Below are 22,806 nucleotides of genomic sequence, written 5' to 3' on the forward strand. Positions count from 1 at the left end.
AAGAATTATTATTTAGATTTAACTGCAGATTTAACAGTAACTAGAGATTTTCTAGCTCCTGGCACGTTACCTTTTACTAATAAAAGATTGCGTTCTGCGTCAACTTTAACGATTGATAAGTTTTGCACAGTGATGCGCTCTCCACCCATGCGTCCTGGTAATAATTTACCTTTGAATACGCGGTTTGGAGCTACAGGACCCATTGAACCTGGGCGACGGTGGTAGCGAGAACCATGAGACATAGGTCCGCGAGATTGTCCGTGGCGTTTAATAGCACCTTGGAAACCTTTACCTTTTGAGATTCCTGTTACATCAATTACATCGCCTTCTGCGAAAATATCAACCTTGACTTCTTGACCAACTTCATATGCTGAAGCGTCCACACCGCGTAACTCACGGATGAAGCGCTTAGGAGCAGTATTAGCTTTAGTAGCATGTCCTTTTGCAGGTTTGTTAGATAGTTTTTCACGGATATCTTCGAAACCTAATTGGATTGCTTCGTAACCGTCTGTCTCAGCGTTTTTAACTTGAAGAACTACGTTAGCAGAAGCTTCAATTACTGTTACTGGGATCAAGTCACCATTTTCAGCAAATACTTGAGTCATACCGATCTTTCTTCCTAAGATTCCTTTGGCCATTAGTCACACCTCCTAAGTATCTTTTCATTCTTTATTTTAAATTAAAGTTTAATTTCGATATCTACACCAGATGGTAAGTCTAAACGCATTAATGAATCAACAGTTTGTGGTGTTGGATTCACGATATCAATTAAGCGTTTATGCGTGCGCATTTCGAACTGCTCACGAGAATCTTTATATTTGTGTACTGCACGTAGAATTGTATAAATTGATTTTTCAGTCGGTAATGGAATCGGACCAGATACAGCCGCACCAGAACGTTTTGCAGTTTCTACGATTTTCTCAGCAGATTGATCAAGAATTCTGTGATCATATGCTTTTAAACGAATGCGAATTTTTTCTTTTGCCATTATTTTCCCTCCTTTTTCGCCTATTTTACAATAGACATTCTCCGCGGAAATTTCCCCACACTCGCCATGGCAAAGCGGCCGGGTGTGTCGGCAACCTTCCGCATCATCGCAGTCAAAGACCAACATTTTTATTATACTAAAAATGGGTTCATATTGCAACAATAAAGTTAAAAAACTTTTTCATGTGTCGCACACTTTTTTCATTATATATAAAAGGAGATCATTTTGCAAGTGTAATAGTAAAAACTATCTTTACCTTTTATCACCAAATAAAAAAGGAGTAGGTTACCCTACTCCCTTTACTGAAACGAGAAATTACTCGCTGATTTTAGCTACAACGCCAGCGCCTACTGTACGTCCACCTTCACGGATTGAGAATTTAGTACCTTCTTCAATCGCGATTGGAGCGATAAGTTCAACAGTCATTTCGATGTTGTCGCCAGGCATTACCATTTCTACGCCTTCAGGTAAGTTACAAATACCAGTTACATCAGTTGTACGGAAGTAGAACTGTGGACGGTAGTTTGTGAAGAATGGAGTGTGACGTCCACCTTCGTCTTTAGAAAGAACGTATACTTCAGCAGTAAATTTAGTGTGTGGAGTGATTGAGCCTGGTTTAGCTAATACTTGTCCACGTTGGATTTCTTCACGTGCTACACCACGAAGTAAAGCACCGATGTTGTCGCCAGCTTCAGCATAGTCAAGAAGCTTACGGAACATTTCTACACCTGTTACAGTAGTAGATTTTGGCTCTTCAGTTAAACCGATGATGTCGATAACGTCACCAACTTTAACTTGTCCACGCTCTACACGACCTGTAGCAACTGTACCACGACCAGTGATTGAGAATACGTCCTCAACTGGCATCATGAATGGTTTTTCAGTGTCACGTTCTGGAGTTGGGATGTACTCATCAACAGCGTCCATAAGCTCGATGATTTTAGCTTCCCAATCAGCGTCGCCTTCAAGAGCTTTAAGAGCAGAACCTTTGATTACTGGTACATCGTCACCAGGGAAGTCGTATTCAGAAAGAAGGTCACGTACTTCCATTTCTACTAATTCAAGTAGCTCTTCGTCGTCTACCATGTCACATTTGTTTAAGAATACAACTAGGTAAGGTACACCTACTTGACGAGAAAGAAGGATGTGCTCACGAGTTTGTGGCATTGGACCATCAGCAGCAGATACTACTAAGATACCGCCATCCATTTGAGCAGCACCAGTGATCATGTTTTTAACATAGTCAGCATGTCCTGGGCAGTCAACGTGTGCATAGTGACGAGTGTCAGTTTCATACTCAACGTGTGCAGTTGAGATTGTGATTCCACGCTCGCGCTCTTCTGGAGCAGCGTCGATCATATCGTAAGCCATTGCTGCACCTTTACCACTTTTCTTAGCAAGAACAGTAGTGATAGCAGCTGTTAAAGTTGTTTTACCATGGTCAACGTGACCAATTGTACCGATATTGGCATGTGTTTTTGAACGGTCGAATTTTTCCTTAGCCATTCGAAAATCCTCCTTAAAATTCATGTAGTTTATGTTTTATGAGGCCGTGAAAGGGAATGAGCTCCACTTTCACAGCGTACATAAGTAGTTATACTTCAATAAAGAGTGAAAATCAATTATTCACCTTTATTTTTTTTAATAATTTCTTCTGAAATTGATTTAGGAACTTCTTCGTAGTGATCGAAGTGCATAGAATATGTTCCGCGACCTTGAGTGTTTGAACGTAATGCAGTTGCATAACCAAACATTTCAGAAAGTGGAACGAATGCACGTACAACTTGAGCGTTACCGCGTGCTTCCATACCTTCTACACGTCCACGACGAGACGTAATGTCACCCATGATATCTCCTAAGTATTCGTCAGGGATAACAACTTCAACCTTCATCATTGGTTCAAGGATAGCTGGGTTACATTTTGATACTGCGTTTTTAAGAGCCATAGAAGCGGCAATTTTAAACGCCATCTCACTTGAGTCAACGTCATGGTAAGATCCATCAACTAAAGCAGCTTTGATATCGATTAATGGATAACCAGCAAGAACACCGTTTTGTAATGCATCTTCAAGACCAGCTTGAACTGCAGGGATGTATTCACGTGGAACTACACCACCAACGATTTTGTTCTCAAATTCAAAGCCTTTTCCTTCTTCGTTAGGTTCGAACTCAATCCAAACGTGACCGAATTGTCCACGACCACCAGATTGACGAGCGAATTTACCTTCAACTTTCGCACCAGCGCGGAAAGTTTCACGGTAAGCTACTTGAGGAGCACCAACGTTTGCTTCTACTTTGAATTCGCGACGCATACGGTCAACGATGATATCAAGGTGAAGCTCACCCATACCAGAGATGATGATTTGACCAGTCTCTGTATTAGTTTCCGCACGGAAAGTTGGATCTTCTTCTTGTAACTTTTGAAGAGCTGTAGTCATTTTATCTTGGTCAGCTTTTGATTTTGGCTCAACAGATAAAGAGATAACTGGCTCTGGGAATTCCATAGACTCAAGAATTACAAGACTCTTTTCGTCACATAGAGTATCACCAGTAGAAGTATCTTTTAATCCTACAGCTGCCGCGATATCTCCAGCGTATACTTCAGAAATCTCTTCACGAGAGTTAGCATGCATTTGTAGGATACGACCTACACGCTCACGCTTACCTTTTGTAGAGTTTTTGATGTATGAACCAGAGCTTAGTACACCAGAGTAAACACGGAAGAACGTTAATTTACCAACATAAGGGTCCGTCATAACTTTGAACGCTAATGCTGAGAAAGGAGCGTTGTCGCTAGACTCACGCGTAACTTCTTCTTCTGTTTCAGGTACGATACCTTGGATTGCTGGTACATCAACTGGAGATGGTAGGTAATCAATTACCGCATCTAGCATTAATTGTACACCTTTGTTTTTGAATGCTGAACCACAGATAACTGGGTAGAATTCAACGTCACAAGTACCTTTACGGATACCAGCTTTTAGTTCTTCAACTGTAAGCTCGCCTTCGTCTAAGTACTTCATCATTAATTCTTCGTCAAGTTCTGCAACAGCTTCTACTAAGCTTGCACGGTATTCTTCAGCTTGCTCTTTGTATTCCTCAGGAATTTCACGAGCTTCTGAACGAGTACCTAAGTCATCTTCGTAGAAGTATGCTTTCATTTCCACTAGGTCAATGATTGCTTCGAACTCATCTTCAGCACCAATTGGTAATTGGATTGGGTGAGCATTTGCACCTAAACGATCGTGGATCGTTTTTACAGAGTACAAGAAGTCAGCACCAATTTTGTCCATTTTGTTAACGAATACGACACGGGGAACACCGTACGTAGTCGCTTGACGCCATACTGTTTCTGTTTGAGGCTCAACACCAGATTGAGCATCAAGAACTGCCACAGCGCCATCAAGTACACGTAATGAACGCTCAACTTCAACAGTGAAGTCTACGTGTCCAGGAGTATCGATGATGTTAACGCGGTGACCTTTCCAAGAAGCAGTTGTCGCAGCAGACGTGATAGTGATACCACGTTCTTGCTCTTGCTCCATCCAGTCCATTTGTGAAGCTCCTTCATGAGTTTCACCAATTTTATGGATACGGCCAGTATAATAAAGAACACGCTCAGTTGTTGTTGTTTTACCAGCATCAATGTGAGCCATGATCCCAATATTACGAGTGTTTTCTAAGGAGAACTCTCTTGCCATCTTAGGTATTTCTCCTTCCATATTTTAGTTTGTTTTTCAAAAAGTTTCGTTAAAAGATTACCAACGGTAATGAGCAAATGCTTTATTAGCTTCTGCCATTTTGTGAGTATCTTCACGTTTCTTAACTGCAGCACCAGTGTTGTTAGCTGCATCAAGGATTTCGTTAGCTAAACGCTCTTCCATCGTTTTTTCTCCACGAAGACGAGCATAGTTTACTAACCAACGAAGACCTAGAGTAGTACGACGCTCTGGACGTACTTCTACAGGAACTTGGTAGTTAGAACCCCCTACACGGCGTGCTCTAACTTCTAGTACAGGCATGATGTTTTTAAGAGCTTGGTCGAATACTTCCATAGCTTCTTTACCACTGCGCTCTTGTACTAAATCGAATGCTCTATAAAGAATAGCTTGTGACTTACCGCGCTTTCCATCAAGCATCATTTTGTTGATTAAGCGAGATACAAGCTTAGAATTGTAAATCGGATCTGGTAATACGTCTCTTTTTGCAACAGGTCCCTTACGTGGCATTCTACTTCCTCCTTTCACTTTTAAAAGTTTATCTATTAATTGTTAAGCTATTATTTTTTAGCTGCTTTTGGTCGCTTAGTACCATATTTAGAACGACCTTGCATACGGCCATCCACACCAGCAGTATCAAGTGCACCACGTACGATATGGTAACGTACCCCTGGTAAATCTTTTACACGTCCACCGCGGATAAGTACCACGCTGTGTTCTTGTAAGTTGTGACCAATACCTGGGATATAAGCTGTTACCTCGATACCGTTTGTTAAACGTACACGAGCATATTTACGAAGAGCCGAGTTCGGTTTCTTCGGTGTCATAGTACCCACACGTGTACATACACCACGTTTTTGTGGAGAAGATTGGTTAGTTTGAGCTTTTTTGAAGCTGTTGTAACCTCTGTTTAAAGCAGGTGAGTCAGATTTTTTACCTTTACTCACGCGACCATTACGGATTAATTGGTTAATAGTAGGCATTTAAATTTTCCTCCTTTCGCCTTTTGTAAGACCACACATCCAGGTGGTTCATTTTTTAGCAAAAAACAAAGTCTTTGAAACTAAAAGTTCAAAAACGTGTTAACTAATAATTGCAACAGTTGCAGCGTTAACTTCTATCCTACAAGCTTGACCAAGCTTTCGCATAGAAGGGACATACGTATACGGAACGTTTTCTTGCTGTGCCGTTTTTGCCACAATAGATGTGACATAAAAATCAGCGTCTTCAGCAATGATGACTTCCTTTACTGTACCTTTTTTTAATGCTTTCACCGTCTGCTTTGTTCCTACAATAATATGATCAGCCTGTAATACTTTTTCATAAGACATTATCATATCCTCCAAAGTAACAGGTAGTTTATAGGAGCACCTTTGATATAGTATCATTCCCTAGAATGGATGTCAACTAACGTTTTGTAGTTTTTTTAAAAAACATCCATTCTAGAGTAATGATTTTATAATTAGTCGATTGTTACCGTTTCTTCAGCTTGGTTTTTGATCGGTTCAGCATTACGATATCTCGTCATACCTGTACCAGCCGGAACTAGCTTACCAATGATAACATTCTCTTTAAGTCCAAGCAACTCATCACGTTTTCCTTTGATTGCAGCATCCGTAAGAACACGCGTTGTTTCTTGGAATGATGCAGCAGATAAGAAGGAATCAGTTTCAAGAGATGCTTTTGTAATACCAAGTAATACAGGACGGCCTGTCGCTGGACGATTGCCTTCAAGTAATACTTTTTCATTTGCATCAGTGAATTGGTGAATATCAAGTAATGAACCTGGTAATACATCTGTATCTCCTGAATCCATTACGCGCACTTTACGAAGCATTTGGCGAACCATTACCTCTACGTGTTTATCTCCAATTTCTACCCCTTGCATACGGTATACTTTTTGCACCTCACGAAGCAAGTACTCTTGTACAGCCGTGATGTCTTTTACTTTTAGTAATTCTTTAGGATCAATTGAACCTTCTGTTAATTCTTGACCACGTGCAATGCGCTGTCCTTCAATAACTTTCAGACGTGCACTGTACGGAGCTGTGTAAGAACGAGTTTCAATCTCTCCTTGAACAGTAATTTCATGTTGACGATCGCGTCCTTCAGAAATGCCGGCAATTGTACCTTCAATTTCAGAAATAACGGCTTGACCTTTAGGGTTACGCGCTTCGAAGATCTCTTGGATACGCGGTAAACCTTGAGTGATATCGTCTCCAGCAACCCCACCTGTATGGAATGTACGCATCGTTAACTGTGTACCTGGCTCACCGATAGATTGAGCAGCGATGATACCAACTGCTTCACCCACTTCAACTTCTGAACCAGTTGCAAGGTTACGACCGTAACATTTTTTACATACACCGTGGCGAGTGTTACAAGTGAATGCAGAACGAATCCATACTTCTTCAACACCAGCATCCACAATTGTTTCAGCTAGGTCTTCTGTAATTAGTTCGTTTTCTTTCACTAACACTTCGTTTGTTCCTGGGTGAAGTACTGTTTTTCTTGCATAACGTCCAATTAGACGCTCATCAAGTTTCTCAATTTCTTCTGTTCCTTCTTTGATTGCAACAGCCAAAATACCGCGGTCTGTACCACAGTCGTCATCACGTACGATAACGTCTTGTGCCACGTCAACCAGACGACGAGTAAGGTAACCTGAGTCAGCTGTTTTAAGAGCCGTATCGGCAAGACCTTTACGTGCACCATGGGTAGAGATAAAGTACTCTAATACTGTTAAACCTTCACGGAAACTAGATTTGATTGGTAACTCAATGATACGACCAGACGGGTTGGCCATTAGTCCACGCATACCTGCAAGCTGAGTGAAGTTAGATGCGTTACCACGGGCACCAGAGTCACTCATCATGAAGATTGGGTTGCGTTTGTCTAATGATGCCATTAATTTACCTTGGATAACGTCTTTCGCACTGCTCCATACAGAGATAACACGATCATAACGCTCATCTTCAGTAATTAAACCGCGACGGAATTGTTTTAGGACGTTATCTACTTTAGCTTGCGCTTCTGTTAAGATAACTTCTTTTTCTCCTAAAACCACGATATCAGCTACACCAACTGTAATACCAGCTTTAGTAGAATATTTGAAACCTAGGTCTTTCATACGGTCAAGCATTTTAGAAGTCTCAGTAATTTTGAAACGTTTAAATACTTCAGCGATGATATTACCTAAGATTTTTTTCTTGAACGGTGCGATAGCCGGTTGATTCTTGATGAATTCCTTCACATCTGCACCTTTTTCAACAAAGTACTTCTCAGGAGTTTTCACTTCTAAGTTTTCTCTTGTTGGTTCGTTAATGTATGGGAACGATTTTGGTAAAATTTCGTTGAAAACTAATTTACCAACCGTTGTAACAAGCAATTGTTGATTTTGTGCTTCTGTAAACGTTTCGTTGTTTAAAGAACCTGCATACACAGCTACACGTGTATGAAGATGCACATAACCGTTTTGGTACGCTAATAGTGCTTCGTTGGTATCTTTGAACACCATACCTTCTCCAACTGCCTCTTCACGCTCAAGTGTTAAGTAGTAGTTACCTAATACCATATCCTGTGAAGGTGTAACAACTGGTTTACCATCTTTAGGGTTCAAGATATTTTGAGCAGCAAGCATTAAGATACGTGCTTCTGCTTGTGCTTCTGCAGATAATGGAACGTGAACCGCCATTTGGTCACCGTCAAAGTCAGCGTTATATGCTGTACATACAAGCGGGTGAAGACGGATAGCGCGACCTTCTACAAGCGTAGGTTCAAACGCTTGAATACCTAGTCTGTGTAGCGTTGGTGCACGGTTTAAAAGAACTGGATGCTCTTTAATAACCGATTCTAATACGTCCCATACTTCAGGTTGCACACGTTCAATTTTACGTTTTGCACTCTTGATGTTATGAGCTAAACCGCGTTCAACAAGCTCTTTCATTACGAAAGGTTTGAAAAGCTCTAACGCCATTTCTTTTGGAAGACCACATTGATACATCTTTAAGTTCGGACCTACAACGATTACCGAACGGCCAGAGTAGTCAACACGTTTACCTAATAAGTTTTGACGGAAGCGACCTTGCTTACCTTTTAACATGTGAGAAAGAGATTTTAATGGACGGTTACCTGGTCCTGTTACCGGACGGCCGCGACGACCATTATCGATTAATGCATCTACAGCTTCTTGAAGCATACGCTTTTCGTTTTGAACGATAATGCTAGGAGCTCCAAGGTCTAATAAACGCTTTAAGCGGTTGTTACGGTTAATTACACGGCGATATAAATCATTTAGATCAGACGTAGCAAAGCGTCCACCATCTAATTGAACCATTGGACGAAGTTCTGGCGGAATAACCGGTAGAACGTCTAAAATCATCCAAGAAGGTTCGTTACCAGAATGACGGAAAGCCTCTAGTACTTCTAAACGTTTAATAGCACGTGTACGACGTTGACCTTGAGCAGTTTTCAATTCTTCTTTCAAAGCATCTACTTCTTTATCAAGATCGATGTCATGCAATAATTTTTTAACAGCTTCAGCACCCATTGCTGCATGGAAAGTTTGTCCGTACTTCTCACGATACGCACGGTATTCTTTCTCTGATAAAAGCTGTTTCTTTTCAAGTGGTGTATCACCAGCATCTGTTACTACATAAGAAGCAAAATAAATGATTTCCTCTAGCGCACGAGGGGACATGTCTAAGACAAGTCCCATGCGGCTAGGAATACCTTTAAAGTACCAAATATGAGAAACAGGTGCAGCTAGCTCGATGTGACCCATGCGTTCACGACGAACTTTTGCGCGCGTAACTTCTACGCCACAACGATCACATACAACACCTTTATAACGAACGCGCTTATATTTTCCGCAGTGACATTCCCAGTCCTTTTGTGGACCAAAAATACGCTCACAGAATAAGCCGTCTTTTTCAGGTTTTAACGTACGGTAGTTGATCGTTTCAGGTTTTTTTACCTCACCGTACGACCAAGAACGAATTTTATCTGGCGAAGCTAGACCGATTTTCATATACTCAAAGTTATTTACATCTAGCAAGGAGCCTACCTCCCTTTTAATCTACAGGTTTTTTCCCTTAACGTTTATATGAAAGTAATTCCTTACTCTTTTGTGACAGGATCTTTTTGTCCTTCAGAAAGGCTTTCTTCGTTATCTGCAATAATTGATTCTGTTGGTTGCTCATGGTCCTCTTCTGAGTCCATGATATCAATTTCTTGCTCGTCAGCAGAAAGCATCTTCACATCCATACCTAAACTTTGTAGTTCTTTAATTAATACTTTGAACGATTCAGGTATGCCAGGTTCTGGAATGTTTTCACCTTTAACAATTGCTTCGTATGTTTTCACACGACCTACTACGTCATCTGATTTCACTGTTAAGATCTCTTGTAATGTGTAAGCAGCACCGTATGCTTCAAGTGCCCATACCTCCATCTCACCAAAACGCTGTCCACCGAACTGCGCTTTACCACCAAGTGGTTGTTGTGTAACAAGTGAGTATGGTCCAGTAGAACGAGCGTGAAGTTTATCGTCTACCATGTGAGCAAGTTTGATCATGTACATGATTCCTACTGATACACGGTTATCGAATGGTTCACCTGTTCGACCATCATATAGAACTGTTTTAGCATCACGAGACATGCCAGCTTCTTCGATTGTTGCCCAAACATCTTCCTCACGCGCACCATCAAATACTGGAGACGCAACGTGAATGCCAAGCTTACGAGCAGCCATACCTAAATGAAGCTCTAGCACCTGACCGATGTTCATACGAGATGGTACCCCTAATGGGTTTAACATGATGTCAATTGGCGTACCGTCTGGTAGGTAAGGCATATCTTCTTCAGGTAAAATACGTGAAATTACACCTTTGTTACCGTGACGACCGGCCATTTTGTCACCTTCAGAAATTTTACGCTTCTGAACAATATATACACGGACTAATTGGTTTACACCTGGTGGTAATTCGTCGCCATCTTCACGGTTGAAGACTTTAACATCAAGAATGATTCCACCGCCGCCGTGCGGTACACGAAGAGAAGTATCACGAACTTCACGCGCTTTTTCACCGAAAATAGCGTGTAGAAGACGTTCTTCAGCTGTTAGTTCTGTTACACCTTTTGGCGTTACTTTACCAACTAAAAGATCTCCGTCTTTTACTTCTGCACCAATGCGGATGATTCCACGCTCATCTAAGTTGCGAAGCGCATCTTCACCTACGTTTGGAATGTCACGCGTAATTTCTTCAGGTCCAAGCTTCGTATCACGAGACTCAGATTCATATTCTTCAATATGAACAGACGTATATACATCGTCTTTCACAAGGCGTTCACTCATGATGATGGCATCCTCATAGTTGTAACCATCCCATGTCATGAAACCAACCATTACGTTTCGTCCTAAAGCAAGCTCACCTTTTTCCATTGAAGGACCGTCGGCTAAGATCTCACCTTTTACTACTTCGTCGCCAACTGAAACAATTGGACGCTGGTTGTAACAAGTACCTTGGTTAGAACGAACAAATTTTAATAATTTGTATTGATCTAAGTTACCTTTAACTTTTTGTCCGTCTACTTCTTCATAGCGGCGAACAAAAATTTGTTTTGCTTCTACGCGCTCTACAACGCCAGGATATTTACAAATCACGGCTGCACCAGAGTCTTTACCAGATACGTATTCCATACCTGTACCTACGATTGGTGCTTCAGGATTTAATAAAGGTACTGCTTGACGTTGCATGTTCGCACCCATTAATGCACGGTTAGAGTCATCGTTCTCTAAGAATGGGATACATGCTGTAGCGGCAGATACAACTTGTTTTGGTGATACATCCATATAGTCTAAACGATCGCGACGGATAACCGTGTTTTCTCCACGGAAACGTGCAACGACATTTTCATCTAAGAATGAACCATCATCACCTAGACGAGCGTTCGCTTGGGCTACAACATAGTTATCTTCTTCATCAGCTGTTAAGTAGTCAATTCGCTCTGTCACTTTACCTGTTTCAGGATCGATACGACGGTAAGGTGTTTCGATGAAACCGAATTTGTTTACTTTTGCATAAGAAGATAGTGAGTTGATTAACCCGATATTCGGACCCTCTGGTGTTTCAATCGGGCACATACGGCCATAGTGGGAGTAGTGAACGTCACGCACTTCGAAACCAGCGCGCTCACGCGTTAAACCACCAGGTCCTAGAGCTGAAAGACGACGTTTGTGCGTCAATTCGCCTAATGGATTCGTTTGATCCATGAACTGTGATAATTGAGAACTTCCAAAGAACTCTTTAATCGCCGCAATAACTGGGCGAATATTAATTAATTGTTGAGGTGTGATTGTATTCGTGTCTTGAATTGACATTCTTTCACGAACAACACGTTCCATACGAGATAAACCGATACGGAATTGGTTTTGTAACAATTCACCTACAGAACGCAGACGACGGTTACCTAAGTGGTCGATATCATCTGTGTCTCCTACTTGATGAAGCAAGTTAAAGAAGTAACTGATTGATGCTAAAATATCAGCAGGTGTGATATTTTTAACTTCTTCTGTTACATATGCGTTACCTGATACAGTGATGATTTTTTCACCTTCTGGATCATTTGGCGCATAAATCTTAATAGATTGTAATGTAACATCGTCTTCTACTACTCCACCAACCGGACTATAAGTTTTGAAGTTTACTCCACCTTCAAGCATCGGAATCAAGCGATCTAGCAGACGGCGGTCAATCATTGCGCCTTTTTCTGCAATAATTTCACCTGTTTCAGGATCAACTAATGTTTCAGCTAGCTTTTGATTAAATAAGCGATGTTTGATATGAAGCTTTTTATTAATTTTATAGCGACCTACGTTCGCTAAGTCATATCGTTTTGGATCAAAGAAGCGAGATACTAATAGAGACTTCGCATTCTCAACTGTCGGTGGTTCACCCGGACGTAAACGCTCATAGATTTCTAATAGCGCTTTTTCCGTTGTTTCCGTATTATCTTTTTCAAGCGTATTACGGATGTATTCATTATCACCGATTAAATCGATAATCTCTTGGTCAGAACCGAAACCTAGCGCGCGTAACAGCACTGTTACTGGCAGTTTACGAGTACGATCAATACGCACGTATACTACATCTTTTGCATCAGTTTCATATTCTAGCCATGCACCACGGTTAGGGATAACAGTTGCTGTATATCCTTTTTTACCGTTTTTATCAAGCTTTCCACTATAGTAAACACTTGGTGAACGAACCAACTGTGATACGATAACACGCTCAGCACCGTTAATTACAAAGGTACCTGTTTCGGTCATCAATGGGAAATCTCCCATGAACACATCTTGGTCTTTTACTTCACCTGTTTCTTTATTAATTAACCGCACCTTAACACGAAGAGGTGCTGCATAAGTTACATCACGTTCTTTAGACTCTCCTACTGAATACTTTGGCTCACCTAAGCTGTAATCAATAAATTCTAGTGATAAGTTACCTGTAAAATCATCAATTGGAGAAATATCTTGGAACATTTCTCGTAAACCTTCATCTAAAAACCATTGGTATGAAGCCGTTTGAATCTCGATTAAGTTCGGTAACTCTAAAACTTCACTAATACGAGCATAACTTCTGCGTTGGCGGTGGCGTCCATACTGAACTAGTTGACCTGTCAACTGATTCACCCCTCAAATCAAGCGTTATTATTCAAAATATATAATAAACCATATGTTTATTATTGAACAAAAGAAAAATGGTCTCTTTAAATAGAAAACCACAATTTCATAAAAACGTACTATTGATTTTATTAGTTTTTCCCATATAATTCAAAATTATACCTTTTATTTTATGTATAACCCGAGCTTATATGGAATATTTATATATTGGCATTTTATAATGCTAACATACTAAAAAATATTAGTCAACATTTTTTAGCACATATGATATAATACCCTTTTTTCTTTTCTACTACTTCTACTTCATTAAATAGAGATTCTAATTTCGCAAGAGCAGATGGCGCTCCTTGCTTTTTCTGAATCACAATCCAAAGCTCTCCTTGGTCAGCAAGGTGATCTAATGATTTTTCTAGAATTTCATGAACAACTTTTTTACCCGCACGGATCGGCGGATTACTAAGAATAGCTGCAAAATTCGTTTCCTTCACATTTTCATAGCAAGAGCTTTGATAGATTGAAACATTTGATACTGAATTAACTTCAGCATTTTTTTGAGCTAGTGCTAATGCACGTTCATTAACATCAACCATATGAACGTTTCTTTGGCTGTCCTCTTTTGCAAGTGCCAACCCAATTGGACCATATCCGCATCCAACATCCAGAAGCGGGCCGGGACTCTCGGGCATTTGAAACGTTTCAATTAACAGGCGCGATCCAAAATCGACCTCTTTTTTTGAAAAAACACCGCGGTCACTCGTAAATGAAAAAGAGGTTCCTCTCAATTCAAATGAAAAGCGCTCTTCATTACTTGCAGACGATGGTGTATTAGAAAAATAATGTTCTGTCAAAATAGAACCTCCTAATCAATATGTTCTTCTTTACTATAAATGAAAAGGATGACAGAAGCAAAAAAGCTCGCTTGTACAAGCGAGCTTTTTTATATCAGTTGTTAAGCAATAATTACTTAACTTCTACAGAAGCGCCAACTTCTTCAAGTTTAGCTTTTGCTTCTTCAGCTTCTTCTTTAGAAATACCTTCTTTAAGAGCTTTTGGAGCGTTATCAACGATTTCTTTAGCTTCTTTTAAGCCAAGACCAGTGATTTCACGTACTACTTTGATAACTTTGATTTTTTGTCCGCCAGCACTTTCAAGTACTAGGTCAAATTCAGTTTTCTCAGCAGCAGCTTCACCAGCAGCACCGCCAGCTACAGCTACAGGAGCAGCAGCAGTTACGCCAAATTCTTCTTCGATTGCTTTTACTAAATCGTTAAGTTCTAAAACAGTCATATTTTTAACTGCTTCAATGATTTGTTCTTGAGTCATTGTTAATTTCCTCCTTGTGATTGTGTTATATATAACAGACTAGATTATGCACCTTGTTCTTCTTTTTGATCTGCCACAGCTTTTGTAGCAAGAGCAAGGTTGCGAATTGGAGCTTGAAGCACGCTAAGCAACATAGAAAGTAAGCCTTCGCGAGATGGTAGTTCTGCAAGTGCTTTAATTTCTTCAACAGATGCAACATTACCTTCAATTACACCAGCTTTGATTTCTAACGCTTCGTGTTCTTTCGCGAAGTTGTTTAGAATTTTAGCTGGAGCAACAACATCTTCTCCACCAAATGCGATTGCATTTGGACCTACTAACGCATCATTAAGATCTGTTAGTTCAAGTTTTTCTACAGCACGGCGAGTTAAAGTGTTTTTGTAAACTTTGAACTCAATGCCTGCTTCACGTAATTGCTTACGAAGTTCAGTAACTTCAGCAACATTCAAACCACGGTAGTCAACGACAACTATTGAGTTACTCGCTTGAAGTTTTTCAGCAATTTCGTCTACGACTTGTTTCTTTTGTTCAATTACGTTGCTCATCTTTACACCTCCTGTAGATTTCCTTCCGTACACTCAGACAAGGTGCAATAAAAAACCTCCATGACAATAAAGACATGGAGGTGTAGTAAGCGAACCATAACGTTTCACTAATTTATCTCACACACCTCGGTAGGAAATTAAGCTTTGCAGCACCTACTGTCTACGGTACAAATGTTATTCTTTTTAACAACATTATCTATTATAATCAGGGACTTTCAAAAAGTCAACACCGATTTATTTCCAAATTTATTAAGCAGAGAATGAAGCAGTATCAACTTTGATACCAGGGCCCATTGTTGAAGTAACAGCTACGTTCTTCATGTATGTGCCTTTTGCTGCTGCCGGCTTAGCTTTTACCATAGTTTCGAAGATTGTAGTGAAGTTTTCAACTAACTTGCTCTCTTCGAAAGATACTTTACCAATTGGTACGTGGATGTTACCCGCTTTATCAACGCGGTATTCTACTTTACCAGCTTTGATTTCGTTAACTGCTTTTTGAACATCAAATGTTACTGTACCAGTTTTAGGGTTTGGCATTAAACCTTTAGGTCCTAATACACGACCAAGTTTACCAACTTCACCCATCATGTCTGGAGTAGCTACGATTACATCGAACTCGAACCAACCTTGTTGGATTTTGTTGATGTAGTCAGCATCGCCAACGTAGTCAGCGCCTGCAGCTTCAGCTTCTTTAGCTTTTTCGCCTTTAGCGAATACTAATACACGTTGAGTTTTACCTGTACCGTTTGGTAGTACTACTGCACCACGAATTTGTTGGTCAGCTTTCTTAGGGTCAACTCCTAAACGGAATGCTACTTCTACAGTTGCATCAAATTTAGTTGTGTTTGTTTTCTTTACTAATTCAATCGCTTCTTGTACTGAATAAGTTTGTGTACGATCTACAAGCTTAGCAGCTTCAACGTACTTTTTACCTTTTTTAGCCATTTTTGTTTCCTCCTTATGTGGTTTTAACGGAATAACCTCCCACTAATAAAGGTTGCGAGCATAGGAAAACTTCCATTTCTCGCAACCTTCTAACACCCAATCAAATGGAATTAGTCTTCAACTACGATTCCCATACTGCGCGCTGTACCTTCTACCATGCGCATTGCAGATTCAACGCTAGCAGCGTTTAAGTCAGGCATTTTAGTTTCAGCAATCTCACGCACTTTGTCACGCTTGACTGTTGCAACTTTATTACGGTTTGGTTCACCAGAACCAGACTCAATACCAGCCGCTTTCTTAAGTAGTACAGCAGCAGGTGGAGTTTTCGTAATAAATGTAAATGAACGGTCTTCAAATACCGTGATTTCAACAGGAATGATAAGACCAGCTTGATCAGCTGTGCGAGCGTTAAACTCCTTACAGAAACCCATGATATTAACACCGGCTTGACCTAATGCAGGACCAACTGGTGGCGCTGGATTTGCTTTACCTGCAGGAATTTGTAACTTAACAAGTTTAATTACTTTTTTAGCCACGAGACACACCTCCTTAAGTCCGTGATGTGGTAATAGGGCGATGCCCTCCCACTCAATGTTCTTTATATATAAAATAAAGAAATAGTTGTTTTAGTCTCTAGTTTTGAGACATACTGACTTATGAAATATTAACATTAAACTTCATGAATTGCAAGGTCTTACAGATTATATTTTTTCAATTTGTGTAAAGTCTAGCTCTACTGGCGTTTGTCTTCCGAACATATCCACATGAACCTTAACTTTACGTTTATCTGTATCGATTTCTTCAATGGTACCTTCGAAGTTTGCAAACGGACCTTCTTGAACTAATACTGTTTCTTTTAGTTCAAAGTCAAAGTCAGCATGCTTCTCGTCCATGCCCATTTGTTTTAAGATCATTTCTACTTCTTCTGGTAGAAGAGCAGTTGGCTTTGATCCAGAACCTGCTGAACCTACAAAGCCCGTAACGCCAGGTGTATTACGAACTACATACCATGAATCATCCGTCATGATGATTTCAACTAACACGTACCCTGGAAATACTTTTTTCTTTGTAATCTTTTCTTTGTTGTTCTTAATTTCTCTTTCTTCTTCTTCAGGAACAACAACGCGGAAAATTTTATCTTGCATACCCATTGTTTCTACGCGCTTTTCTAAATTTGTTTTTACTTTATTTTCATATCCAGAATAAGTATGGACTACATACCAATTTTTCTCCATTTCTGAGGACTATACGTCCTTCCCTCCCAGCTCACTATAAAATAAGATGTCCTAATCTATTGCACAGACAACGCACTAGGAAAATAGTTGACTCCTAGCACAATCATTCTTAAAGCAAATTAAAAAACCCGTCTCCGGGCTTTTCTGAAAAAAACATAATTTAGCTTTATTATACCATGATTTAAGTCAATTTATTCAAGGGATTAAACGAATAAGTGACGAAATTCCGTAATCAACTACTACAAAAAAGAGTGTCATAAATACAACTGTAGAAATAACAGTAATTGTATAACGAGTTAGCTCATTTTTTTTAGGCCAACTTACCTTCTTCATCTCACGCCCAACATCACGCAAGAAATTTCCTACACGGTTCATGTTTGTAACCTCCAATAAATTAAAAGGGGTATTAGTCTGTGCAGATTATTGATCTACTTTGTTTCACGATGAATCGTATGTGCGTTACACGTTTTGCAAAACTTCTTCATTTCTAAACGATCTTCGTTTTGCTGTGTGTTTTTCATAGTCGTATAGTTACGACTAGCGCATTGCACACACGCAAGTACAACTTTTTTACGCATAATGTCAACCACCTATAGAGTGATAATGTCTATAAAAAAGTATCACAGACTTTCTTAGCATGTCAATATGAGGATAGAAGGCTACATTGTGATTTCACGAATCTCGAGGTAGCGCTCTAATTTCCTCTTCACACGCTGAAGTGCATTATCGATGGATTTGACGTGGCGGTTTAACTCTTCTGAAATCTCTTGATAAGATTGACCATCTAAATAAAGAACGAGAACTTTTCGCTCAAGATCACTTAACAGTTCAGCCATCTTTAATTCAATATCATCAAACTTCTCTCGATTAATGAGCAACTCTTCTGGATTTGCTACTTTTGTCCCCGAAATAACATCCATTAAGGTTCGGTCGGACTCTTCATCATATATTGGCTTGTCCAATGATACATAAGAGTTTAATGGAATATGTTTTTGCCTTGTTGCGGTTTTAATAGCGGTAATAATTTGCCTCGTAATGCAAAGTTCAGCAAAAGCTTTAAACGAAGTTAGCTTATCTTCTCTAAAATCTCTAATTGCCTTATATAACCCTATCATACCTTCTTGTACAATATCTTCACGGTCTGCCCCAATTAAAAAATATGACCGCGCCTTTGCTCGCACAAAGTTTTTGTATTTATGAATCAAATACTCTAATGCGTCAATATCGCCTTTATGCACAAGATCGACAACTGTTTCATCCTCTTGTTGTTCGAAATGAGCATGCAGTTTTCTCCCATAATTATCGCCCATATCGATCCCCCCGACCGCACAGTAGATAGAAATATTATACAGTAGCTAATTCCGTACCGTCAATAACCTCACCGCTGTCCCCGGCGCCATTTTTCGAAAATTTCGGCTACTTGATTGGAAAGTTGAATGCGTGCCGCTGGCTTTTGATTTTGAATAGACTTCACATCAAGATTAATATGTTTCTCAATTTGCTCAATTTCGTTGTACAATTCTCGAGCAGAAATTCTAAGCGCACCTTGTCCAAAGATTGCCCACTGCTCCGTAAAATCAGATGTAGCAACATGAATCTGTGTCTTTACATTGTTTAGCTCTTGAGCCAGCTTTTCAATGTACTCATCCGCTGTTTCATTTTCTCTTGTAAATACAACGTCAACCTTATGATTTTTTGCCTTCTTTTCAATTCCTTCGACCATATGAGCATCGAAGACAATAATGACACGATAACCCATATATGCTTGATACTCTGCCATCTTTTCGATTAACAGGTCTCGAGCACCGGCTAAATCATTATCTCTAAGCTTTCTTAGGTCGGGCCACGCACCTATCATGTTATAACCATCCACCAGTAGAATATCCATTCTTATTCACCTAGAGGATGGCGTTTTCGGTAAACCTCATACATGAGAAGACTAGCTGCTACAGATGCATTTAACGATGTAACATGCCCAACCATCGGAAGCTGTACAAGGAAGTCGCATTTTTCACGAATCAAACGACTCATGCCTTTTCCTTCGCTTCCAATCACTAACGTAAGCGGCATACCTCCATCTAAGTTGCGGTAATCATCGCTTTCTTTCGCATCTGTTCCAACAATCCATACGCCTCGATCTTTTAATTCATCAATCGTCCTTGATAGGTTTGTTACCCTTGCTACGGGAACATGTTCAATTGCTCCTGTAGAGGCCTTAGCTACAGTGGCGGTTAATCCAACTGAACGGCGCTTTGGAATAATAATACCGTGTGCGCCAACGGCATCAGCTGTTCGCATAATAGAACCTAAATTATGGGGATCTTCAAGCTCATCTAACAGAAGAAAAAACGGACTTTCATTACGTTTTTCCGCTAAGTTAAATAAATCATCTAACTCTGCATACTGATAAGCAGCAACTTGTGCAGCTACTCCTTGATGAATACCGTCTACCATTTGCTCAATTTTCTTTTTCGGTACAAACTGCACCAATACACCATTACGTTTTGCTAACTGCGTGATTTGCCCCATAGAACCGCCTTGCGATCCTTCGGCAATCCATAGTTTGTTAATGTCGCGCCCAGACTTTAGGGCTTCTAGGACCGGATTACGTCCAATGATAAATTCATGTTCCATGATTCATTCCTCCCTCTCCTTCATCGACGAAAGAGATAGCTTTAGTAATAAGTTCCATCATTCTTTCTTCTTCACCTAAAAGATACAAATAGCCTACGACCGCTTCAAATGCCGTACTGTAGCGATACGTTTGCACATCTGTGTTTTTAGGGACTGTACCGGACTTTGCATTGCGTCCTCGGCGCAGTACACCTTCTTCTTCTTCAGTAAAAAAGTTTTCATTTTTAAAATAATATACGATTTGCGCTTGTGCTTTTGCTGATACATATTTTTTAGCTTTATTATGAAGCTGGTTAGGGCGCACTGTCCCTAACACCAGCAGGTGGCGGCGAACATGTAAATCAAACACCGCATCACCCATATAAGCAAGAGCTAAGCTATTTAGCTGTTTTACATCTAATTTACTGCTGCTCATAACACTATTATCCTCTTTTCCATCTTGTTCCTTGCGCCGTATCTTCTAAAATAATATTTTTAGCCTTTAATTCATCTCGAATTTGATCTGCTAATTGGAAATTACGATCTTTACGAGCCTGAATACGACCTTGGATCAATTGATCAATTTCTTCGTCTAGAAGTTCAGCTTCTCCAAACGTAATGCCTATTGCAGCACCTAATTCTTTAAACTCTTTAATAAAGGCTTCAATTACATCTGTAGACGTTGTTTGTTCTAACAAATACAAGTTAGCTTGCTTTGCTAGCTCGAACAGAACAGAAATGGCATTTGCCGTATTAAAATCATCATCCATCTCTTCAACAAACGTTTCGCGAAGCTCTTTTAGCTTTTCGAACCATTCTGAAGCATCTTCTTGAAGATTTGTTGCTGCCTCTAGACGGTGAGTTAAGTTGCCGTAAGCTGTTTGCAGACGCTCAAACCCTTTGCGCGTATTCTCTAAAATTTCTTCGTTATAGTTAATTGGGTGACGATAGTGAACAGATAAAATAAAGAATCGAAGTAGGGAAGGATCATGCTTTTTAATAATGTCATGAACTAACACGAAGTTCCCTAGTGATTTAGACATCTTTTCATTATCAATATTGATATATCCGTTATGAAGCCAGTATTTCGCAAACGATTTCCCAGTGAGCGCTTCTGATTGGGCAATTTCATTTTCGTGATGAGGGAAAGCTAAATCCTGGCCGCCTGCGTGGATATCAATTGTATCACCTAAATACTTGCGTGCCATCGCAGAGCACTCGATATGCCAGCCTGGTCTTCCTTGACCCCAAGGGCTATCCCATGCGATCTCTCCATCTTTGGTTGCTTTCCAAAGAGTAAAGTCTAATGGATCTTCTTTCTTTTCTCCAACTTCGATACGAGCACCGGATTGCAATTCATCAATAGACTGATGTGATAATTTTCCGTATCCTTCAAACTTACGTGTACGATAGTATACATCACCCTCTGACTCATATGCATATCCTTTTTTCACCAGTTCATCGATGAACTCAATAATGATATCCATATTTTCAGTTACGCGTGGATGCACATCGGCATGCTTGCATCCAAGAGCTGACGTATCTTCAAAGTAGGCATCGATAAAGCGGTTTGCGATCGTTGGAACATCTTCTCCTAACTCTTTTGCTGCCTTAATTAATTTATCATCCACATCTGTGAAGTTTGAGACATACTCTACATCGTAGCCTCTAAATTCTAAATAGCGGCGCACCGTATCAAATACGATCGCAGGACGCGCATTTCCAATATGAATATAGTTATACACGGTCGGTCCGCACACGTACATTTTGACTTTGTTTTCTTCTAGCGGTACAAACGTCTCTTTTTGACGTGTTAACGTGTTATATAGCTTAATTGCCATGGTGAATCTTCCCTTCTTTTAATTCCTTTAATTGATTTTGCAGGTGTAAAATTTCTTTCTCTAGCTGTTTGAAACGCTCTGCATCTGGATCTGGTAAATCTTGATGATTCAAATCTTTTGGAATCCGGACGCCATTTTGAATGACGACTCGGCCAGGGATACCAACAACCGTTGAGTTTTCTGGGACGTCATTTAACACAACTGAGCCCGCTCCAATTTTGGAGTGCGCATGAATCGTAATCGACCCTAGTACTTTAGCACCTGTTGCAATTAAGACATTGTCTTCGATCGTCGGGTGACGCTTTCCTTTTTCTTTCCCTGTTCCTCCGAGTGTTACTCCTTGATATACTGTTACATTATCTCCAATTTCGCACGTTTCCCCAATAACAATTCCCATTCCGTGGTCAATAAAAAATCGGCGGCCAATTTTCGCACCCGGATGAATTTCAATCCCTGTGAAGAATCGGCTAATTTGTGAGATTACACGTGCCAGAAAAAACCACTTTCTTTTAAAAAGCCCGTGAGCTAATCTATGTGCCCAAATAGCATGCAACCCCGAATAGGTTAATATCACTTCAATATAACTTCTTGCTGCAGGATCTTGTTCAAATATGGCCTCAATGTCTTCCTTTAACAACTTTAGCATCATCTCACCCCAATTCCGCTATTCCTCTATCTACTCATTGATTGTATAAAAAAACGCCCCTATGTCAAATGACACAGAGACGTATATACGCGGTTCCACTCTGTTTGGATCAACAAACGATCCCAACTCTTCTCTCATAACGTGAAAGTACCCGCTTTTGCCTACTTACTTAGTAGCATTCAACAAAAGACTCAAAGGCGCACTTCAACAAGTTTTGTCATAGGTTACTTTCAGCCGGTGATAACCCTCTCTGATATGCAATGAACTTG

At 40.1% G+C, this 22,806-nt stretch carries 23 protein-coding genes and 2 other annotated features (1 of these 25 cut by a window edge); all 23 genes read right to left on the reverse strand.

Features of this window, described 5'->3' with window-relative positions:
• Nucleotides 1-8 precede the first annotated feature (8 nt).
• Nucleotides 9-638 (reverse strand): 50S ribosomal protein L3, encoded by a 630-nt coding sequence (rplC, locus tag AC4NPH_RS28950; protein WP_013054927.1) that lies wholly within the window; start codon nucleotides 636-638, stop codon nucleotides 9-11.
• A 41-nt stretch (nucleotides 639-679) separates the two neighbouring features.
• Complete coding sequence (rpsJ, locus tag AC4NPH_RS28955) at nucleotides 680-988, reverse strand: 30S ribosomal protein S10 (RefSeq protein WP_013054926.1); 309 nt, start codon at nucleotides 986-988, stop codon at nucleotides 680-682.
• Between the two features lie 315 nt (nucleotides 989-1,303).
• Complete coding sequence (tuf, locus tag AC4NPH_RS28960) at nucleotides 1,304-2,494, reverse strand: elongation factor Tu (protein WP_013054925.1); 1,191 nt, start codon at nucleotides 2,492-2,494, stop codon at nucleotides 1,304-1,306.
• A 116-nt stretch (nucleotides 2,495-2,610) separates the two neighbouring features.
• Nucleotides 2,611-4,689 carry an elongation factor G gene (fusA, locus tag AC4NPH_RS28965; protein ID WP_013054924.1) on the reverse strand — a complete coding sequence of 693 codons (2,079 nt, stop codon included), beginning with the start codon at nucleotides 4,687-4,689 and terminating at the stop codon, nucleotides 2,611-2,613.
• Nucleotides 4,690-4,746: 57 nt separating this feature from the next.
• Nucleotides 4,747-5,217: a 30S ribosomal protein S7 gene (rpsG, locus tag AC4NPH_RS28970; protein ID WP_013054923.1), complete on the reverse strand. Its 471-nt coding sequence runs from the start codon at nucleotides 5,215-5,217 to the stop codon at nucleotides 4,747-4,749.
• Between the two features lie 50 nt (nucleotides 5,218-5,267).
• On the reverse strand, nucleotides 5,268-5,690 hold the full coding sequence (gene rpsL / locus AC4NPH_RS28975; protein ID WP_013054922.1) for a 30S ribosomal protein S12: 423 nt from the start codon (nucleotides 5,688-5,690) through the stop codon (nucleotides 5,268-5,270).
• A 99-nt stretch (nucleotides 5,691-5,789) separates the two neighbouring features.
• Nucleotides 5,790-6,038, reverse strand: a complete 249-nt coding sequence (locus AC4NPH_RS28980) for a 50S ribosomal protein L7ae-like protein (RefSeq protein ID WP_013054921.1) — start codon at nucleotides 6,036-6,038, stop codon at nucleotides 5,790-5,792.
• Nucleotides 6,039-6,169: 131 nt separating this feature from the next.
• Nucleotides 6,170-9,763, reverse strand: coding sequence for a DNA-directed RNA polymerase subunit beta' (gene rpoC, locus AC4NPH_RS28985; protein ID WP_013054920.1), 3,594 nt, complete (start codon nucleotides 9,761-9,763; stop codon nucleotides 6,170-6,172).
• Nucleotides 9,764-9,825: 62 nt separating this feature from the next.
• On the reverse strand, nucleotides 9,826-13,389 hold the full coding sequence (gene rpoB / locus AC4NPH_RS28990; RefSeq protein ID WP_013081368.1) for a DNA-directed RNA polymerase subunit beta: 3,564 nt from the start codon (nucleotides 13,387-13,389) through the stop codon (nucleotides 9,826-9,828).
• Between the two features lie 245 nt (nucleotides 13,390-13,634).
• Nucleotides 13,635-14,237: a class I SAM-dependent methyltransferase gene (locus tag AC4NPH_RS28995; protein WP_013054918.1), complete on the reverse strand. Its 603-nt coding sequence runs from the start codon at nucleotides 14,235-14,237 to the stop codon at nucleotides 13,635-13,637.
• A 112-nt stretch (nucleotides 14,238-14,349) separates the two neighbouring features.
• Nucleotides 14,350-14,712, reverse strand: a complete 363-nt coding sequence (gene rplL / locus AC4NPH_RS29000) for a 50S ribosomal protein L7/L12 (RefSeq protein ID WP_013054917.1) — start codon at nucleotides 14,710-14,712, stop codon at nucleotides 14,350-14,352.
• Between the two features lie 44 nt (nucleotides 14,713-14,756).
• Nucleotides 14,757-15,257, reverse strand: a complete 501-nt coding sequence (gene rplJ / locus AC4NPH_RS29005) for a 50S ribosomal protein L10 (protein ID WP_013054916.1) — start codon at nucleotides 15,255-15,257, stop codon at nucleotides 14,757-14,759.
• 40 nt (nucleotides 15,258-15,297) lie between these two features.
• Nucleotides 15,298-15,441 (reverse strand) — a sequence feature (ribosomal protein L10 leader region).
• Nucleotides 15,442-15,506: 65 nt separating this feature from the next.
• A complete protein-coding gene (rplA, locus tag AC4NPH_RS29010; RefSeq protein WP_013054915.1) occupies nucleotides 15,507-16,202 on the reverse strand; it encodes a 50S ribosomal protein L1 in 696 nt (231 codons plus the stop codon).
• 110 nt (nucleotides 16,203-16,312) lie between these two features.
• Entirely contained in the window at nucleotides 16,313-16,738 is a 426-nt protein-coding gene (gene rplK / locus AC4NPH_RS29015) for a 50S ribosomal protein L11 (protein WP_013054914.1), read from the reverse strand.
• A 165-nt stretch (nucleotides 16,739-16,903) separates the two neighbouring features.
• Entirely contained in the window at nucleotides 16,904-17,437 is a 534-nt protein-coding gene (gene nusG / locus AC4NPH_RS29020; RefSeq protein WP_013054913.1) for a transcription termination/antitermination protein NusG, read from the reverse strand.
• A gap of 195 nt (nucleotides 17,438-17,632) precedes the next feature.
• Entirely contained in the window at nucleotides 17,633-17,812 is a 180-nt protein-coding gene (secE, locus tag AC4NPH_RS29025) for a preprotein translocase subunit SecE (protein WP_013054912.1), read from the reverse strand.
• 53 nt (nucleotides 17,813-17,865) lie between these two features.
• On the reverse strand, nucleotides 17,866-18,015 hold the full coding sequence (rpmG, locus tag AC4NPH_RS29030; protein ID WP_013054911.1) for a 50S ribosomal protein L33: 150 nt from the start codon (nucleotides 18,013-18,015) through the stop codon (nucleotides 17,866-17,868).
• A gap of 81 nt (nucleotides 18,016-18,096) precedes the next feature.
• The gene (sigH, locus tag AC4NPH_RS29035; RefSeq protein ID WP_013054910.1) at nucleotides 18,097-18,747 is read right to left on the reverse strand and encodes an RNA polymerase sporulation sigma factor SigH; all 651 of its coding nucleotides are present in this window, start codon (nucleotides 18,745-18,747) and stop codon (nucleotides 18,097-18,099) included.
• Between the two features lie 68 nt (nucleotides 18,748-18,815).
• The gene (locus AC4NPH_RS29040; RefSeq protein ID WP_013081364.1) at nucleotides 18,816-19,325 is read right to left on the reverse strand and encodes an NYN domain-containing protein; all 510 of its coding nucleotides are present in this window, start codon (nucleotides 19,323-19,325) and stop codon (nucleotides 18,816-18,818) included.
• A gap of 2 nt (nucleotides 19,326-19,327) precedes the next feature.
• Nucleotides 19,328-20,071, reverse strand: a complete 744-nt coding sequence (rlmB, locus tag AC4NPH_RS29045; protein WP_013054908.1) for a 23S rRNA (guanosine(2251)-2'-O)-methyltransferase RlmB — start codon at nucleotides 20,069-20,071, stop codon at nucleotides 19,328-19,330.
• On the reverse strand, nucleotides 20,061-20,486 hold the full coding sequence (locus AC4NPH_RS29050; protein WP_013054907.1) for a Mini-ribonuclease 3: 426 nt from the start codon (nucleotides 20,484-20,486) through the stop codon (nucleotides 20,061-20,063). The genes rlmB and AC4NPH_RS29050 overlap by 11 nt, the downstream gene beginning before the upstream one ends.
• A gap of 7 nt (nucleotides 20,487-20,493) precedes the next feature.
• Nucleotides 20,494-21,891 carry a cysteine--tRNA ligase gene (cysS, locus tag AC4NPH_RS29055; RefSeq protein WP_013054906.1) on the reverse strand — a complete coding sequence of 466 codons (1,398 nt, stop codon included), beginning with the start codon at nucleotides 21,889-21,891 and terminating at the stop codon, nucleotides 20,494-20,496.
• Nucleotides 21,881-22,537 carry a serine O-acetyltransferase gene (cysE, locus tag AC4NPH_RS29060; protein WP_013054905.1) on the reverse strand — a complete coding sequence of 219 codons (657 nt, stop codon included), beginning with the start codon at nucleotides 22,535-22,537 and terminating at the stop codon, nucleotides 21,881-21,883. Before cysE ends, cysS begins: the two co-directional genes overlap by 11 nt.
• Before the next feature lie 72 nt (nucleotides 22,538-22,609).
• Nucleotides 22,610-22,806 (reverse strand) — a binding site (T-box leader) (it continues 27 nt past the right edge of the window).

This window comes from Priestia sp. MDV22-iso46, assembly GCF_058629175.1.